General features: G+C 38.5%; 16 protein-coding genes. 15 read left to right on the top strand and 1 reads right to left on the bottom strand.

The window, feature by feature from the left end; translation table 11 throughout:
- The first annotated feature begins 97 nt into the window (after positions 1-97).
- Together GQR47_RS03580 and eno are read left to right on the top strand one after the other, a co-directional pair.
- On the top strand, positions 98-1,732 hold the full coding sequence (locus GQR47_RS03580) for a CTP synthase (protein ID WP_033020682.1): 1,635 nt from the start codon (positions 98-100) through the stop codon (positions 1,730-1,732).
- 112 nt (positions 1,733-1,844) lie between these two features.
- Complete coding sequence (gene eno, locus GQR47_RS03575; RefSeq protein WP_002958706.1) at positions 1,845-3,143, top strand: phosphopyruvate hydratase; 1,299 nt, start codon at positions 1,845-1,847, stop codon at positions 3,141-3,143.
- A 193-nt stretch (positions 3,144-3,336) separates the two neighbouring features.
- Here eno and mutH read toward each other — a convergent pair whose 3' ends face one another.
- Positions 3,337-4,008, bottom strand: a complete 672-nt coding sequence (mutH, locus tag GQR47_RS03570) for a DNA mismatch repair endonuclease MutH (RefSeq protein ID WP_165723564.1) — start codon at positions 4,006-4,008, stop codon at positions 3,337-3,339.
- 530 nt (positions 4,009-4,538) lie between these two features.
- Here mutH and rppH point away from each other — a divergent pair.
- The 13 genes from rppH to GQR47_RS03505 all read left to right on the top strand — a co-directional run bounded on the left by rppH (position 4,539) and on the right by GQR47_RS03505 (position 18,760).
- Positions 4,539-5,057: an RNA pyrophosphohydrolase gene (rppH, locus tag GQR47_RS03565; protein ID WP_002958704.1), complete on the top strand. Its 519-nt coding sequence runs from the start codon at positions 4,539-4,541 to the stop codon at positions 5,055-5,057.
- Positions 5,058-5,087: 30 nt separating this feature from the next.
- Positions 5,088-7,352 carry a phosphoenolpyruvate--protein phosphotransferase gene (ptsP, locus tag GQR47_RS03560; protein WP_002958703.1) on the top strand — a complete coding sequence of 755 codons (2,265 nt, stop codon included), beginning with the start codon at positions 5,088-5,090 and terminating at the stop codon, positions 7,350-7,352.
- 90 nt (positions 7,353-7,442) lie between these two features.
- Positions 7,443-8,252 carry a sulfite exporter TauE/SafE family protein gene (locus GQR47_RS03555; protein ID WP_024594908.1) on the top strand — a complete coding sequence of 270 codons (810 nt, stop codon included), beginning with the start codon at positions 7,443-7,445 and terminating at the stop codon, positions 8,250-8,252.
- Positions 8,253-8,265: 13 nt separating this feature from the next.
- The gene (gene lgt, locus GQR47_RS03550) at positions 8,266-9,069 is read left to right on the top strand and encodes a prolipoprotein diacylglyceryl transferase (RefSeq protein ID WP_002958701.1); all 804 of its coding nucleotides are present in this window, start codon (positions 8,266-8,268) and stop codon (positions 9,067-9,069) included.
- A 13-nt stretch (positions 9,070-9,082) separates the two neighbouring features.
- Positions 9,083-9,934: a thymidylate synthase gene (locus GQR47_RS03545; protein ID WP_024594909.1), complete on the top strand. Its 852-nt coding sequence runs from the start codon at positions 9,083-9,085 to the stop codon at positions 9,932-9,934.
- 23 nt (positions 9,935-9,957) lie between these two features.
- On the top strand, positions 9,958-10,836 hold the full coding sequence (gene galU, locus GQR47_RS03540; RefSeq protein ID WP_024594910.1) for a UTP--glucose-1-phosphate uridylyltransferase GalU: 879 nt from the start codon (positions 9,958-9,960) through the stop codon (positions 10,834-10,836).
- A 701-nt stretch (positions 10,837-11,537) separates the two neighbouring features.
- Positions 11,538-12,221 (top strand): SPOR domain-containing protein, encoded by a 684-nt coding sequence (locus tag GQR47_RS03535; RefSeq protein ID WP_024594911.1) that lies wholly within the window; start codon positions 11,538-11,540, stop codon positions 12,219-12,221.
- A 368-nt stretch (positions 12,222-12,589) separates the two neighbouring features.
- Positions 12,590-13,144, top strand: a complete 555-nt coding sequence (locus GQR47_RS03530) for an SPOR domain-containing protein (protein WP_024594912.1) — start codon at positions 12,590-12,592, stop codon at positions 13,142-13,144.
- A gap of 115 nt (positions 13,145-13,259) precedes the next feature.
- Complete coding sequence (locus GQR47_RS03525) at positions 13,260-13,862, top strand: DUF4402 domain-containing protein (protein ID WP_024594913.1); 603 nt, start codon at positions 13,260-13,262, stop codon at positions 13,860-13,862.
- A 3-nt stretch (positions 13,863-13,865) separates the two neighbouring features.
- Positions 13,866-14,348 carry a DUF4402 domain-containing protein gene (locus tag GQR47_RS03520; protein WP_024594914.1) on the top strand — a complete coding sequence of 161 codons (483 nt, stop codon included), beginning with the start codon at positions 13,866-13,868 and terminating at the stop codon, positions 14,346-14,348.
- Positions 14,349-14,357: 9 nt separating this feature from the next.
- Positions 14,358-15,188, top strand: a complete 831-nt coding sequence (locus tag GQR47_RS03515) for a fimbria/pilus periplasmic chaperone (protein WP_024592959.1) — start codon at positions 14,358-14,360, stop codon at positions 15,186-15,188.
- 34 nt (positions 15,189-15,222) lie between these two features.
- Positions 15,223-18,120, top strand: a complete 2,898-nt coding sequence (locus GQR47_RS03510) for a hypothetical protein (protein WP_206015970.1) — start codon at positions 15,223-15,225, stop codon at positions 18,118-18,120.
- A gap of 10 nt (positions 18,121-18,130) precedes the next feature.
- Positions 18,131-18,760, top strand: a complete 630-nt coding sequence (locus tag GQR47_RS03505; protein WP_024594916.1) for an SPOR domain-containing protein — start codon at positions 18,131-18,133, stop codon at positions 18,758-18,760.
- Positions 18,761-18,769 lie beyond the last annotated feature (9 nt).

Below are 18,769 nucleotides of genomic sequence, written 5' to 3'. Positions count from 1 at the left end.
AGTGTTTTGGTACAATTTCGCCCCGTCTTGATGATATACCCTTAGGCTCTTCTTTGGGTGTTATATTCCTTTTAATTCCTGATATTCTAGGGTTCGCATGAGTACAAAATTTATCTTCGTTACTGGCGGAGTTGTTTCTTCGTTGGGTAAAGGTATTGCCGCAGCTTCACTGGCCGCTATTTTAGAAGCCCGTGGTTTAAATGTTACCATTTTAAAGCTGGATCCTTACATCAACGTTGACCCAGGCACAATGAGCCCAATTCAACACGGTGAAGTTTACGTTACAGAAGACGGCGCAGAAACTGACCTTGATTTAGGTCACTACGAGCGTTTTATCCGTACCAAAATGACTAGTCGTAATAACTTCACACAAGGCCGTGTATATGAAGACGTATTACGTCGTGAGCGCCGTGGTGAATACCTAGGTGCTACTATTCAGGTTATTCCACATATCACTAACGATATTAAGCAGCGTGTATACGACGGTGCTGAAGGTTATGATATTGCTATTGTAGAAATTGGCGGCACTGTAGGTGATATTGAATCACAACCGTTTATTGAAGCAATTCGTCAGATGGGAACTGAAATTGGCCGCGAACGCGCGCTATTTATTCACTTAACGCTAGTGCCATTTTTAGGCCCTGCCGGTGAAGTTAAAACGAAACCAACTCAGCACTCTGTTAAAGAGTTACGCTCAGTCGGTATTCAGCCAGATATTCTTATTTGTCGTTCAGACCGTAAACTACCTAATAATGAGCGTGCAAAAATCTCATTATTCACAAACGTAGAAGAAAAAGCGGTTATTTCACTACCAGATGTAGACAGCATTTATAAAATTCCTGCGTTATTAAAAACACAAGAATTAGATAACTTTGTATGTCGTCGTTTTCACTTAGATCCACCAGAAGCTGATTTAGCTGAGTGGGAACAAGTACTTTATCAAGAGTCTAACCCAACGGGTGAAGTGACCATTGGTATGGTTGGTAAATATATTGAATTACCAGATGCGTACAAATCGGTTAACGAAGCATTAAAGCATGCGGGTCTTAAAAACCGCCTAACAATCAACATTGAATACGTAGATTCACAAGACTTAGAAAGCAAAGGTGTTGAATTACTTTCACACTTAGATGCTATTTTAGTACCGGGTGGATTTGGCGGACGTGGTGTTGAAGGTAAAATTTTAGCAGCTAAATATGCACGTGAAAATAAAGTACCATACTTAGGTATTTGTTTAGGGATGCAAGTAGCATTAATTGAATATGCACGTAATGTTGCAGGTTTAACAGATGCAAACTCTACAGAATTTAATGCAAATTCAGAAGCACCGGTAGTTGGCTTAATTACTGAATGGCTAGATGCTGAAGGTAATGTTGAAACACGTAGCGAAAAATCTGATTTAGGTGGCACTATGCGTTTAGGCGCACAAAAATGTCATTTAACGCCTGGTTCTAAAGTACATGGAGTATATGGCAGCGACGAAATTGTTGAACGTCATCGTCATCGCTACGAAGTAAATAATAACTTCGTAGAAATACTTGAAAAAGCAGGCTTAAGCTTTACTGGTTTATCAGAAGATAAAAAACTGGTAGAAATTATCGAAAATAAAGATCACCCATGGTTTATTGCCGCGCAGTTCCATCCGGAATTCACGTCAACGCCACGTGATGGTCATCCGTTATTTGAAGGGTTTGTAGCAGCTGCACACATCCACCAAAAAGCGAATTCGTAATTTTAAAAGCCGTGCATATTGCACGGCTTTTTTGTTTTAAGGGCTGACTAAGCTATATAAAACGTAGTAAAGTTAGCTGAACTCACCATTTTGGGAATATAGAGGAATCAAGATGTCAGAAATCGTAAAAGTAATCGGTCGCGAAATTATGGACTCGCGTGGTAACCCAACTGTTGAAGCAGACGTACATTTAGCAGATGGTTCTTGGGGTCGTGCAGCAGCACCTTCAGGCGCATCTACTGGTACTCGTGAAGCATTAGAGTTACGCGACGGTGATAAATCACGTTACTTAGGTAAAGGCGTATTAAAAGCAGTTGGTTATATTAATAAAGAAATTGCTGATGCTTTAGCTGGTCAAAATGCATTAGATCAAAACGCTGTTGATAAAGTGATGCTAGATTTAGATGGTACCGAAAATAAAGAAAAATTAGGTGCAAACGCAATCTTAGCTGTATCACTAGCAACTGCGAAAGCAGCTGCACAGTCTAAAAAAGTTGAGCTTTATGAACATATTGCTGACTTAAATGGCACACCAGGTGTTTACTCTATGCCACTTCCAATGATGAACATCATCAATGGTGGTGAGCACGCAGATAACTCTGTAGATATTCAAGAATTCATGATCCAACCTGTTGGCGCTAAAAACTTCCGCGAAGGCCTACGTATGGGCGCTGAAGTATTCCACAGCCTTGCTAAAGTGCTTAAAGCTGATGGTCATTCAACAGCGGTTGGCGATGAAGGTGGTTTTGCACCTAACCTTGCATCTAACGAAGCGGCTCTTGCTGCAATCAAAGTAGCTGTTGCAAACGCAGGTTACGAGCTAGGTAAAGATATTACTTTAGCGATGGATTGTGCTGCATCTGAGTTTTACGACAAAGAAGCAAACATCTACGATCTTAAAGGTGAAGGTAAAAAATTCACTTCTGAAGAATTTAACTTCTTCTTACAAGATCTTACTAATCAGTACCCAATCGTTTCTATTGAAGATGGTCTTGATGAGTCTGATTGGGATGGCTTTGCACACCAAACTAAACTAATGGGTGATAAAATCCAATTAGTAGGTGATGATTTATTTGTAACTAACACGAAGATTTTAAAACGTGGTATCGACAACGGTATTGCTAACTCAATCTTAATTAAGTTTAACCAAATCGGTTCTTTAACTGAAACTTTAGCTGCAATCAAAATGGCTAAAGATGCTGGTTTTACTGTTGTTATTTCTCACCGTTCTGGTGAAACTGAAGATTCAACAATTGCTGATTTAGCAGTGGGTACTGCTGCAGGTCAAATCAAAACAGGTTCATTGAGCCGTTCTGACCGTGTTGCAAAGTACAACCAATTGCTACGTATTGAAGAGCAATTAGGTGATAAAGCACCGTACAACGGTCTTAAAGAAGTTAAAGGTCAGTAATTCTATTTTACATAGAATATAACTTTTAATTTTAGATGATAAAATCCTCGCCTATGCGGGGATTTTTTATGCCTGATACTTTTTCCAAAGAGATGAAAATAAATTGTATGCTTTAAGCTTGTTGATGTACGCAGCACTAAAGAGTGGAGCACAAAAGTATAACGCTTTACTCATGCTTTAACTTCTTACGCACTCATAGCTGAAACTGCTGCTTTAAAATATCACCTGTAAAACTGGTTTTTAAATAAAAACCACGGGGTAGGGTTTTAATTATTTGCCCATTTGGGCCAATAGCATCAGTGACTATTTTACTATGAGCAGCTTTGGGGCGTATTTGCATAGCATCGCCTAAATGGCCTGATATTTCGTCGACTCTACCTAGCGCAATTAGCTCCATTTGCTCTTCCCAGTCGCGCTGTAACAAAGCGTCTTGTTCAGGTGAAGGCTGCCACAAAAAGCCGCTGCCGATGGTTCTGTCAAACGGGGCAATATCACGTTCGCTTAAAATTGGCAGCCATAAAACATGATTTAGTTTTTTACGTACAGAGCTGGTATGCCACGTCATTCCCGTTACGTTCATTAAAGGTGTAACCGATACAAACGTAGTTTCCAGTGGCCTACCTTTATAAGAAATAGGCAGTGTTTTTAGCTCAATTCCTAAATCTTCAAAATCGGGGAGGGGTTTTGAGCCTGCAGTAGCGCCTAGTACGTATTCAATGAGTTGCCCAGTCCAGCCTTTTTCACGTAGTAAGTCATCAGGTGTTTTAAAATGGTAGTGGTTTGCAAGTTGTCCTAGCGTTAATCCGGCAATACTGTTAACGCGCTGCATTAAGTCGTTTATTGAGTGTGGTTTTGTAGGTCGCATATTCTTAATTTCGGTTGTATAAATACCATAGCCATGATAGCAAATAGGCTAAGCCGTGGATATCTTTAGGGTTGTACGTTTTTTGCTCGCTTGTTGTTTGTGTTAATTTTGCACATATTGAAATTAAGCTACTTTACTTTAAGTTACTGACTCTGCAGGTTTTTTTAAATGTGCACGTTCAGTTTTGATTAAGCCATTTAAAAGTTGTAAGGATAAATACAACTATATGAACATGTTTATCCACAGAATCTGTGGAGAAGCTAAGTTTTAAGATCTAATATTGTGGATTTGTTTGCAAAATGAGCGTGTTTTACAAAAGTTATGCACAAACTGTGAGTAACTAGAGGAAAACAAGAACCGCAATAGCTTTGCTGAGTTATTTTCTAAATATTTACCTATTCTCTATTAATTTATCAACATACTAAAAGCTCAAACTTAGCTCACTAATTGGCTTGGGTATAATAGTATTTGCCGTATTGCGGCTAATGTGGAACAATCATTAAAAATCGACTTACAAATGAGGCACTAAGGTGATTGATGCCGAAGGTTTTCGTGCCAATGTCGGAATTGTGATTTGCAATAATCAGGGACAGGTTTTTTGGGCCAGACGTTATGGTCAACACTCTTGGCAATTTCCCCAAGGTGGTGTTGATGATGGCGAAACTGCAGAACAAACCATGTACCGTGAATTACACGAAGAAGTAGGGTTGCGACCAGAAGATGTAGAAATAGTCGCAAGCTCAAAACATTGGTTACGCTATAAATTACCCAAACGATTAATCCGCCGAGACTCTAGTCCGGTGTGTATTGGGCAAAAACAAAAATGGTTTTTACTAAAATTACGCTGTAAAGACGAAGATGTAAATTTACTTAAAACCCATCATCCTGAATTTGATGATTGGCGCTGGGTAAGTTATTGGTATCCTGTAAGACAGGTTGTATCGTTTAAACGGGATGTTTATCGACGTGTAATGAAAGAGTTTGCTCCTTTCGCCATGCCTTTTAATAAGAGAGAACAACATAAAGATCATTGGCGAAGTAAAAGGTAGTTAATTCAGAATAAAATAAAGGAGCAGGACATGCTGGCTACACTGAGATCTATTGCGGAGTCTGTATCGCGACAAGCGAATTTAGACAGCGCATTAGTGTGCTTTGTGCAAATGGTTAAAGATGCCATGAAAACCCAGTGCTGCTCCATTTATTTTGCAGATTACAGCCAGGACAATTTTGTACTTATGGCAACCGAAGGGCTAAACCCCGATGCGGTAGGTAAGTTTAGAATTGGTTTTACCGAAGGTTTAGTGGGCCTAGTAGCGCAACGCGAAGAACCTATTAATATTGCATTTGCTAAATCGCATCCTCGTTTTAAGCTCTCCCCCGAAGTAAACGAAGAAGGCTACAACGCTTTTTTATCTGTACCCGTTGTTCATCAAAAAAAAGTACTGGGTGTTATTGTTGTTCAACAAAAAATGGCACGTGTATTTAGCCAAGACGAAGAGTCGTTTTTAATAACGCTTTCTGCCCAGCTTGCTTCACAGTTAGCGCATGCTGAAATTAAAGAAATACTCCGCCAAGATGAGTCATCTCATCAAACGTCTGTTTTAAAAGGCGTATCGAGCGCGCCTGGAATAGGTATAGGGCAAGCATTTGTTGTATTACCAAAACTCGATTTTAAATCTATTGAGCTTTTAAAAGACAGTGACGTTACTGAGCAGCGCCGTTTGTTTACACAAGCTGTAGCTGCAACGCGCAAAGAATTTAATACCCTATCTATGACGCTAAGCGACTCTATTCCGCACGAAGCTCTTGCGGTATTTGATGTGTATCAACAACTGCTTGACGCTAAAAGTTTAGGGCATAATGTTGAAATGCAATTACAAGAAGGCTGGTGTGCTAAAAGCGCCCTAAAAATTGTAATAGAGCGTTTAATATCTCAATTTAATGCCATGCAAGACCCTTATATAAAAGAGCGTGCTGTTGACGTTAAAGACATTGGTCTTCGCGTATTACACCATCTTGTAAATACCGAGCACGCTGTTAAAAATTATCCGGCCAACACTATTTTAATTGCTAATACCTTAACACCCGCCATGCTAGCTGAGGTGCCAAAAGGTCACTTAACAGGCGTTGTAAGCGTAAATGGCTCTGCAAATAGCCATGCTTCTATATTAACGCGTGCGATGGGGATCCCTGCCATTTGGGGTATAGAAGATTTACCTCTACTGCAGTTTAATGGCAAACCGATGATTTTAGATGCATTTGCTGGGCGTTTATATATATCGCCTTCGCAAATGTTGATGGATGAATACACAGAGTTACAGCATCAAGATAACCTACTTAATAACCGCTTTTTAGCAGAGCAAGACTCTGAATCAATTACGCTTGACGGTGAGCATGTTAGCTTATTATTAAACGCAGGCCTTGAGCTTAATACCGAGCAAAGTAGCGCGCATATTTGTGACGGTGTGGGGCTTTACCGTACCGAAGCGTGGTTTATGCAAAAGGGTCAGTTTCCTTCGCAATCAGAGCAAGAAAATTGGTACCGAGAAGTACTAACTAGCTATCATCCTAATCCTGTGGTTATGCGTACATTGGATATTGGGGGCGATAAGGTACTCGATTACTTTAACATTACCGAAGAAAACCCATTTTTAGGTTGGCGTGGCATTCGTATTAGCCTTGATCACCCAGAGTTATTTTTAGATCAACTAAAAGCGATGCTTAAAGCCAATATTGGTTTAGGCAATCTAAAAATAATGCTCCCTATGATCAGCGGCACTGAAGAAGTTGATGAGTCACTTGCATTATTTGAACAGGCTTATTTTGAGTTAAGTGAAAAATACCCAGAGCAAACCATAGAAAGACCCGACATAGGGATAATGCTAGAGGTACCTTCAAGTGTATTTATGCTTCCAGAGTGGTCAAAAAAAGTCGATTTTTGCTCAGTAGGTAGTAACGATTTAACACAGTATTTATTAGCAGTAGACAGGGCTAATGCACGAGTTGCCGAACTTTTTAACCCTTATCACCCGGGCGTACTCAGGGTACTAAATAAAGTAGCGCGTGAATGTGAGCAATATGAACTGCCGTTTAGTTTGTGTGGTGAACTAGGCGGCGATCCTGAAGGGGCTATTTTGCTTATTGCCATGGGTTACAGGCGCCTTAGTATGAATTTATCATCGCTTAATAAAGTTAAATGGGTACTTAGGCGTTTAAATGTCAGTGACATGGAACAACTATTAAGTGAATGCTTAGCGCAATCCACAGCCAAACAAGTACTACGTTTAACGCGAAGCTTTATGCTAGAGCATAAATTAGGTGATTTGTTTTACACTCCCAAATAAGCTTATACGCCTAATTAATTGCAATACACAGATGCTATTAGTTTTATAATCCTTTAATATATAAACCTTAAAAGGGTATTTGAGATTACTATGTATGACTTAGGTTTGTTAGTCGCAAGCTGCGCACTACTAGGCTGTATTGTTGGGTTTTTAGCTGGGTTACTAGGCATTGGTGGCGGTTTAATTATCGTTCCAGTTCTAAGCACTCTGCTACTGTCATTTAATGTAACGTCGGCTGATCATGTATTAGTAATTGCTATTGCAACCTCACTCGCTTCTATTTTATTTACTTCAACGTCTTCAGCGCTGGCTCATCATAAAAATGATAACGTGCCTTGGGATATTGCCCCATGGGTTATGTCGGGTGTGGCTTTAGGTGCACTTATTAGTGGCTTTGCAGCAAGTTTAATCCCTGAACAAATATTGCGTACAGTGTTTGCTATAAGTGTTGTATTTATTGCAGCAAGAATGGTGCTATCCGCGCGTAATAAACCGATGTCAGATAAACCGTTACCAGCAGGTCCTATTTTAGGTGGATTTTCTGCGATAATGGGCGGATTATCAGGTTTAATTGGTATTGGTGGTGGTGCTTTAATAGTACCTATGCTTAATTATTTTTCGGTTGATATAAAAAAAGCAATTGGCTGCGCAGCCGCGTGCGGAATTGTTATAGCATTATTTGGCTCTATTGGTTACATCAGCGCAGGCTGGCATGTTACCGATTTAGAGCATGGTTTTGCTGGGTTTGTTTATTTACCTGCATTACTTGGAATTGTTATTACCTCGTGGTTTGTTGCGCCTATTGGCGCCAAAGCAACTCACTATTTACCTGTTAATACAATTAAGAAAGTTTTCGCGGTGCTGCTTGTAGTTATCGCAATTAAAATGGTTTTTAGCTAAAGGTTTATTTTTTATGGCACTTGAGTTTCCTCAAATTGATCCAATTATTTTTTCTGTTGGACCGCTAAGCGTACGTTGGTATGGCTTGATGTATTTAATAGGTTTTGCATTTGCGATGTGGTTTGCAAATCGTCAAGCATCAAAGCCAAATTCGGGTTGGACTAAAGAGCAAGTAAGCGATTTACTGTTTTACGGCATGTTAGGGGTAATACTAGGTGGGCGTATTGGCTACGTATTGTTTTACCAGTTTAGTTACTTTATAGAAAACCCACTGTATTTATTTAGAATAGACCAGGGCGGTATGTCGTTTCATGGTGGAACACTTGGCGTTATAACTGCCGTCGCAATTTTTTCGTGGACGCGTAAAAAGTCGCTTCTGCAAGTGGGCGACTTTGTTGCACCACTGGTTCCTGTAGGGCTTTTAGCTGGACGTATTGGTAACTTTATAAACGGTGAATTATGGGGGCGTGTTACCGACGTGCCATGGGCAATGGTATTTCCAACGGGCGGTCCGCTTGCGCGTCACCCATCGCAATTATACGAAGCATTTTTTGAAGGCTTAGTGCTGTTTTTAATCCTGCAATGGTTTATTAAAAAACCACGTCCAGCAGGCAGCGTAGCCGGTGTATTTTTATTAGGTTATGGCGTGTTTAGATTCTGTATTGAATATTTCCGCCAACCCGATGCACAATTAGGTTTATTTGCCGACTTTATATCAATGGGACAAATACTTTCGTTACCTATGATTGTAGGTGGTTTAGGCTTATTAATTTGGGCATATAAACAACCTAAACAAATAACCACAGCTAAAGCATAATAAGAAGTAACGCATGAAACAATATTTAGAATTATGTCAGCGTATTGTTGACGAAGGGCAGTGGGTCGAAAATAAACGTACAGGTACTCGTTGTTTAACCGTTATCAATGCTGATTTAGAATACGATGTGGCTAATAATCAGTTTCCGATGATCACTACACGCAAAAGTTACTACAAAGCAGCGATTGCTGAATTGCTAGGCTATTTACGCGGGTACGACAGCGCTGCGCAATTTCGTGAAATTGGCTGTAAAACGTGGGATGCTAACGCAAACGATAACAATGCATGGCTTAATAATCCTAACCGTAAAGGTGAGGATGACATGGGGCGTGTTTACGGCGTACAAGGTCGTGGTTGGCAACGACCAGATGGCTCAACGCTTGATCAGCTTTCCAAAGTTATTAATAACTTAAAAAATGGCATTGATGACCGTGGTGAAATAATCACGTTTTATAATCCAGGTGAGTTTGAGCTTGGTTGCCTGCGCCCGTGTATGCATACACACACTTTCTCCTTACTTGGTGATACGCTATATTTAACGTCATACCAGCGAAGCTGTGATGTGCCACTTGGCCTTAATTTTAATCAAATTCAGTGTTTTGTGTTGCTTGCGCTAGTGGCTCAAATTACCGGCCACAAAGCGGGTAAGGCGTATCATAAAATTGCTAATGCACATATTTACGAAAACCAACTTGAGCTGATGCGTGATGTGCAGTTAACGCGTGAGCCATTTGCATCTCCTCAGTTAAAAATTAATCCAAAAATTAAATCATTAGAAGACATAGAAACGTGGGTAACACGAGACGACTTTGAAGTAACAGGCTATCAATGCCACGAAGCGATTCAATATCCATTTTCAGTATAATAAAAGATTAAGGAAAACATAAAATGAAAGCAGTCATCCCAGTAGCAGGCCTTGGTACTCGTATGTTACCAGCCACTAAAGCAATTCCTAAAGAAATGCTGCCAGTGGTAGACCGTCCTTTAATTCAATATGTAGTAAACGAAGCCGTTGCTGCAGGCATTAAAGAAATAGTGTTAGTAACTCACTCAAGTAAAAATTCAATCGAAAATCACTTCGATACGAGCTTTGAACTAGAAGCTACTTTAGAAAAGCGTGTAAAGCGGCAACTACTTGCCGAAGTGCAAGCAATCTGCCCTAAAGACGTAACCATTATTCACGTACGCCAAGGTGAAGCAAAAGGCTTAGGCCATGCTATTAGTTGTGCTGCGCCTATTATTGGTAACGAACCGTTTGTAGTTATTCTACCGGATGTAATTATTGACGATGTAGAGAGCGATCTTAAAAAAGATAACTTAGCAGAAATGATCGCTAATTTTGAGCAAAACAAGCATAGCCAAATAATGGTTGAGCCAGTACCAATGGATGAAGTAGATAAGTTTGGTGTGGTTGATTTAGGCGATGTTGACCTAAAGCAAGGTGAAAGCTCAGCAATCTTTAATATGGTAGAAAAACCGCCAGTAGACGAAGCACCATCTAACTTAGCTGTAGTGGGTCGATACGTATTAAGCGAAAACATATGGCCGTTACTTGCAAAAACTCCGCAAGGAGCAGGCAATGAAATTCAATTAACTGACGCAATTGCGATGTTAATGGAACACGAAAAAGTAGATGCATACGCTATAAAAGGCCGTAGCCACGATTGTGGAAGTAAAATTGGTTATTTAAAAGCAACTATTGAATTTGCACTTCGGCGCGATGAATTTGCTGATGAATTAAAGTCATTTATTAAAAAACTGATTTAACAGTTAACGTAAAACATGAAAGGCGCCTATATCGGCGCCTTTTTTATGAGTTTTGTTAGAGTCTGTTTATCTTTCGAGGTTAAATTTACAGCAGACTGTTTGGTATTTAGGCAAGGCAGAGCCTATGAAGTGTGGTTATTCCCCATAAATAGGCGATAACGTAGCATAAATGCCAAACATGCGCTGCCCGAAGGGTTCTGCCTCGGGGCAATTTACTCTTTGTTGCCTACATGGATGTAGGTAAGGGGCGTGAGCAGGACGCGGAAGCTTTACTCGGTTTTTACTTATTCTTACAGGGATGTAAGTCAGTAGAATAACGCAGGAGCAGTTATCGAGCCCACTAGATTACAAACCTCGCGCCGCGATTAAATGGCCCCTAGATTGAACAAATTTTAATCCTGAAAGGTCAACAGGCCCTAGAATAAAATAGGAAAGGAGCCTCTCTAAAAATAAAATTTTTAGGTCATTACAGACATATTGTTATTTATGTTGTAAAGTTTGTGTTAACTGGCATTGAATTTGTATTAAATAATGCTCTCAAGGAAGGGTGGGAGTATGCAACGTTGTGTTTTACAAAACACTGACAAGCATGCGAAGAGCTAAGTTTTATAGCTCACAGCTTAAATAAAGTTAAACGCTTTCTTGTGAGAATGTTTAACTGAAATGTAGTGTAAGAACACTGCTTTCAGGACAGCAAATACATGTTTATATATAAAAAAAATAACATTGGGCTTTTACTTAGCTTGCTAATGCTTTTATTTGGCACAGCATGCAGCGTTACGCCTGAAATAAAAACCATTGATGAACAGCCTCAAAGTAACTCGCCTGACTATGTATCAATTACAGCCCTTGAACTTGCTCAGCTAAAAGATGCTGCAATGCAGTGGCAACAAGCTCGTGAAGGCATAGAGCGAATTTTAAGGTTAGAAAAAGAAATAACTTATCTCGTAAATCATATTGATATTATAAACAGCAAAGCAATAGCGCAGTCTAATCAAGGGTATAGCAGCAAGTCTGTACGTTCACCACGAAACACACGCAATGTTAAGTCACGCCAACAAGTTAAACAAAACTACAGTAATAAAAAACAAGCTGTAAAATTAAATAAACCAAAACATGTATTTGCTTTGCAAGTAGCTTCGGTTGACTCAGAGCAAGGTGTGGCTAAAGCATGGCAAGAGCTAAATACTAAAGCAGCACCGTTGTTTAGAGACAAAATATTGACTAACGTAGAAACCGCCAAGATAAACGACAAAATGTTTTACAGGCTAAAACTTGGCTCTTACCAAAACTTTAAAAATGCAAAAGCAGACTGTGACGTATTCAAGTTATATAAACTCGATTGCATAGTAAGTAACTACACCGATAAGCCAGTAAGGCTGTAGCCCGTATTACGTAATATCAATCTGTAATAATACCTAATCAATCTGGGGATTAAACCTGACGCAATTATCGCTAATAATTTTGATATACGAGTGCACGGAGGCAGTAGCTAGAGCAATACAGCAATAATTAGTGATAGTAATTAAATAATGCAATTTTGTTTTGTTATCAACTCGGTTTTCTTACTTCAAAATAGACTACTTAATTAAAAAGTTGCTATAAATTGGCGCAAAATTTGCTTTGATTTATTATCTTGGTTAGTAGAGTGCATTTTGCAATGCGGTATTTGAAGTCTTGTCATTTAATATCAGTTTTATTCTTATCTTTTTATTTATATGGATGCAGCAGCGCAACTGTAAATAACGAGAGCGTGCAGCATTCTTTAATAACTGATAAACAAGTAAAAGAGTATGTTTCGCAGTGGCACGTACAGCAAGAAAGCATTGGTCGTTTAACTGCTATGGAAGATGATTTACAGCTATTAATTATGGCGTTATCGTCTCAAAGTGAATTAACTGAAAACCCTCCTTTACTCATGCAAAGTAAAATCGATATCACCTATGGTAATCAGCCTTCACAGAATTTGGAACCGACGGCACTAAATAACACTCCCGAAGTAAAAACACCAAACTTACAAAACTCAGAACTCACCTTAACAGATGAAACTAAAATTGGAGCACAGCTTGGTTGGTATTTAAAGCCAGAGCTTGTTAGAGCAAGAGTCGAAAGGCTTAAGCAATTATACCCTAGTGCATTTACTCAATTTAATTTTACTATGTTTGAACGTAAAAATAATAATATGACTTTGTATGGATTACGTGTAGGTCCATTTAAAAACGATGCTCAAGTAAGTGCGTTTTGTTATTTAGCTAATCAGCTTGATCAAGTATGTAATATTGCTGCTTTTGTCGGAAAACCAATATAATTAATAAATTAGGACTTTTAAACTTATATAGTATTAAAGTATTTGTACTAATAGTCGATACTAACTATAGTTGGGCAAATATTTGATAAAGCCCATTTTCTTATAAGGATTTAGCATGAAGTTTTATTTATCTGCATTAGCTGTAGCCACCGTGGTCAGCTCGTTTAGCACTTATGCTGCTACAGAGTCATTTGAAGCGAAAGTAACAGTACAAAATGCTGTAGTACTCACAAAAGATAACGATTTAAATTTTGGTACTATTCGTGCTATTTCAGATCCATTAGGCGCCGAACAAGCAACGCTGACAGTTAATCCTGATCCAGCTGCGAGCCCTGTTACTTCACAAGATAATCCAACTGGTAACGCTGCGAGTATCTCAATAATTGAAGGTGGTGAAGCGGGTGCTTTCAGTGTGTCAGATGTAGTACCAAACTCTATTTTAACCATTAGCGACCCAGTAAATACTTTGATACTACCCTTAGCTGGCCAAGGCTTAAATGAACCTGATTTTACTGTAGATGCTTGGACTTACTTTATAACGAGCGGAACAAATTCAGGAGCGCTTTATACGCAGGGTACTCCTAACCTACAAGCTGGTGCTGATGGCGCTGTATCATTTAATATAGGCGCGACTCTTTCTACTTCATCAAACGCATCAAGTGTGGATTACCCTGATGGTGAGTATTCTGGTAGCTTTAATATTGAAGTGTCATATTAATTAGTGTTTAAACAAACAATGCGCTTTTTGTATGTTTCTGCTTGGCTTTCGTTAATGTTTAGCGAGCAAGCCTATAGCGCAAGCATACAACAAGAAGCGCTTAATTTTGGCACTTTAGTTATCCCTCAAAATAATACTTTAAGCTCTATCACGATTAACCACAATGGTGAAATAACCACATTTGGTAGTATTTACGTATTAACTGAGGGGAATCCCGCAGAACTTTTATTTACCGATTTACCTCCGCTTACTCAAATATCGTTTAATAAAATGAGTGACTCTACATTGCAAAGTGAAGTACTTGGAGCTAATAGTGCCAAGTTTTCGGTTGTATTAGTGGATTTACCAAGCACGCAAACTAGCGATGAATTTGGAGATCTTTTACTCAAAGTAGGTGGCCGTTTAATAACGACAGGGACTAGCCAAAGTTACTTAGATGGTAGTTTTATTACTGACACCCAATTAGAAATTACGATTGATTACTAAAGGAAAAACATGCTTTATAAAGTTGTAGTGCTGCTCGCACTGAGTGTATGTATTTTAGGAAAAAATGCATACGCAAATTTACTTATCTCTCCAACCCGTATTAGTTTTGATGAACGTCAACGAACCGCTAAAGTTACCGTAATTAATACGGGGGATGAATATCAAACATATCGTGTTTTATGGAGTGAGAAGCAAGCGCAACCTAGCGGTGGCTACATACAGTTGGCAGAGGCTACAAGCGAAAGTTTAAGTTCAATGGCACGTTTGTCACCAAAACAAATGCGTTTAGCACCTGGTGAAAAACAAACAGTAAAAATAGCAATACGTAAACCTAAAGGTCTAGCTTCTGGTGAGTACCGCTCTCATCTTCTATTTCAAGCATTGCCTGGTGAAAATACTAATAAAACAAGCTCAATAAAAGTTAATATGATTATGAGCTACAGCATTCCTATTTTGTTACGTAAAGACATGAAACAGCCAGAAGTTGCCATAGAACAAGCTAAGCTAGTGCTAAATGAAAGCAATCAACGTCCTCAGTTTTTATTGAATATAAAACGAGAAGGTAAGTTTAGTAGCTACGGTAAATTAAGTGCTTACTTTGTTGATAGCAATAACGAGCAAGTTAAAATTGCAGAAATTGGTAATTTAAGTATTTATCCAGAAGTGGATAATGCGTTTGTAACCCTTAGTTTATTTAGTGACAAAAATTTAGATAAAGCAGGAAAAGTCATTTTTAAATATGAAGGCAGTCAAGAATATAAAGACCTTACATTTGCACAATACACTCTGCCTTTAACCTCACAATCACTTAATGTTTTAACTGTGAATGACGCTAAATAATTTATTGTATGCACTATTACTAAGCATAAGTAGTTTGCTTAGTAATAGTGTAATAGCTAATCCTAATTCTTCCGTGGGGGATGCTTTAACAACACTACGCGCAATTGAACTAAAGCTAACTAAGCCCGTTGAAGTAATTGATTATAAAAACAAAGAAAATCAGCAACAGCGAATCGCCACAGGCGAGTTATTAATACTTTCGCTTTATTTAAACTCATACTACTTAGGTGAAGTTGCAGCAATTAAAAGCGAGCAAAGTGTACAAGTTAGTTTAAGCGACTTATTTGATATTCTACAATTTGCAATGAATGTTGATGCTAGCAATCGAATTGCTCAAGGTGTTGGATCAAATCAACAACCTCTTTTTCTAAATGCAGCGGTTACACCCGCTGTATTTACTAGTCCTACACAGAGCTACTTATTAGCAAAAAATCAAATTACCATTGAAGATGATATTTATGTAGATATTCAAAGTTTACATAATGCTTTAAATCTAGAGTTTAATATTGATTACCCAGATTTAGAATTACTTATAAGCTCAGAGATCCCCTTACCGGTTGAACAACAAAGATACAGACAGTCGCGCAACCTAAAATCACCTAACAAGAGATCGCCACCTACGCTCCCATGGAAAGCTAGCCCATATAAAGCGCTATCTTCTCCGGTTGCCGACTTACAACTAAATTTTACCGCGAGCGATGATAGACATTCTACGAACTATTCACTTTTAGGCACTCAAGACTTTGCGTATTTATCTGCAGAGTATTTTTTGTCTGGACGAAGTACTGACTTACTTACCAACTCTAGGTTAACGTTTACAAAGCAAAACTTAGACAAAGAAATAAAAAACAGCTTCATGCCTACTGAAATATCTTTTGGTGATGTTATCGCCACGCAAGTGGGTAATAGCTACAGTAGTCAGTATGCCCGAGGTGTTAAAGTTTCTAATAATGTAACCAATAGAAAAATAGTCAATAATCAAGTTAACTTAAGCGGTGCTATACAGCCAGGTTGGGATGTAGAGCTGTATCGTAATGAAATATTAATAGACCAGCAGCTTAGCCTCGCAGATGGGCGTTATATTTTTGATAATATAAACCTATTATTTGGAGCTAATAATTTTGAGCTTATTTTTTATGGGCCTCAAGGTCAAGTTGAGCGTAAAAGTGATTATTACTTTGTGGACGGAAATCAACTTAAGCAGGGACAAGGTCACTATGAATTGTCGGTTACTGAACAAGGCAAGCAGTTACTAAATAACAATGTTTCAAGCTCGCAGGGGCAGGGTTGGCAAGTTGCGGGTAGATATGAGCAAGGGCTTACAGATAATATATCTGTATACACTGCTACATCAGGTCAAAAAAATACGGATGACGATCTACTTAAGTATGCATTTGGTACCAACATAAGCTTGTCTGACCGATTATTATTAAATGCGAATGTTGAAAAAAATAATAACAATGAACAAGAATTTGAATTTACAGCCCGAACTCAAATTGCCGAACAATCACTACTTTTTAGCGCTACAAATCGTACCGACGAACAGCAGCAAGATTTTAACAGCTACCAAATAAATTTAGCTGGTGGGCTAATGAATAATACCTATGGACGCCTTTCTTATCAAAATAACGTCTTATATGACGATAGTGATATTAGAGGGCGTTTTAAACAAGTACGCAACCAGTTCAACTACTCATACTCAGGATTTGCATTAAGTAACCAATTGCTGTGGCAACAAGACGATAGCTCTAAGAGTACTTTTGGAACAACACGTTTTCAAAAGCGCTTTGGGAGAACCTACACAAGGTTTGGTATAGATTATAGTATATCGCCAGTAAGTGAGCTTGTTAGTTACGAGGCTGAGTTTAGCCGCAACTTGGGCCGAGATTTACAAGCCGAACTGACTATAACTGATTCCCTTCGTAATAATATTCAATCGGCCGAATTAGGACTCAATTGGCAAAGCGACAAGTTTAGTTTAACGAGTAACTTAAACTACAACAGTAACGATGATTGGCGGCTCGGTATTTATAGTCGTTTTAGCTTAGGGTTTGATGTTGAACACAACACATATTTTGTCTCTAAGCGCAGCTTAACTAACACGGGTAGTTTAATGTTACGCGTATTTTTAGATCAAAATAATAACGGTATTATGGATGATGATGAGCACGGTGTTGGCGGCGTAAAGGTAAAAGGCGTTCACAATTATCGTCAAGCAATTACAGACGAACACGGCGTTGCGCTATTAACTTCAATGCCAGCAAATCGTACAACAGATATAATACTAGATAGAAATAGTTTTGAAGATCCGTTTTTAATACCAGCTAATGAGGGTTTTTCTATTACACCAAGGGCTGGTTTTGTAGAGTATATGGACTTCGCATTAAATAATGCCAGTGAAGTGGAGGGAGTTGTTTATCAACAAAAAGGTGATACAACACAGATCCAGCCCTTTGCAAATATAGCGCTATTGAATGAGAAAGGGGATCAAGTTGCACAAACTCAAGCAGCATATGATGGCTATTATTTATTTACAGACCTTAAACCGGGGCAGTATAAAGCAGTAATTGATGATGAATATAAACAACGCAAGCAGCTAAACAACACTCAAAATATAACAGTTAATTTATCGCCTCAAGGAGATGTAGTAATGGGCGTTGATTTAACGTTAAAGGCGCTCAGTGCAACAACAGGAAGCATTGCCAATGCCGGAAGTTTTAGTTCGTTAAATATCTTAAAAATTTATTACCGTTTAATAGCACCACGAATAGAGCAGCAAGAAGCTTTTTATATGTATGATAAAGCTAAAAATAAATTTATTTTAGCCTTAGCGTACGCAACAAATAGTTCGCCAAAGCTTATCTCTGTATGCGACTCAGTAAAAGCGCAAGGATTAAAGTGTGTTATTGAAACACATGAAATACTTCATTAAAGGAATTAGGATGAAAAGAGTTCAATGTATATTTTTAATCAGTGCAATGTTGCTAAGTTATGGTTGTGCGAATAATAAAGCAATTGATAATAGTATTACTCAGACGGAAATAGCTGACGAAAAAAGCTACGTAAAAATAACAAAGCAAGAACTTGAAGCTCTAAAAATGAGCTCCCAGCAGTGGCAAAATATGAGGCCTGAACTTGCGCGTTTATTACTTATTGAAGAAGACTTAAGTTTACTAATATCGCAACTTAATACAATTGCAAAAGAAAATGAGCAGAAAAACGCACCAGTAATAAAAGCAGAAATCGTTAATACCAACACAATTAATAACTCGAATATACAAGTAACAAAACCAGTTAATCCCAAATTTGCTTTACAAGTGCTTTCAATAACGCAAAAAGAACAACTCTCTTTAGCTTTTAGGCAGCTACAGAAAAAGCTTCCTAACTTACTAGGCGATAATTTTGTAATGAATGTTGAAACAATAAATGTAAAAGGAGTTATGTATAACCGCTTAAAGCTAGGCGCATACATAGACAAAAAAAACGCTATGGCTGACTGTCAAAAATTAAAGAGCCAAAATATAAATTGTTTAGTTAGTTATTACGTAGATCAGCCTTTTACCGCACAATAGCTAAGTCGG

This window comes from Pseudoalteromonas sp. Z1A2 (assembly GCF_011378755.1).
In the GTDB taxonomy this organism is placed as follows: domain Bacteria; phylum Pseudomonadota; class Gammaproteobacteria; order Enterobacterales; family Alteromonadaceae; genus Pseudoalteromonas; species Pseudoalteromonas distincta.
This window is presented reverse-complemented; position numbering and strand designations above follow the sequence as displayed.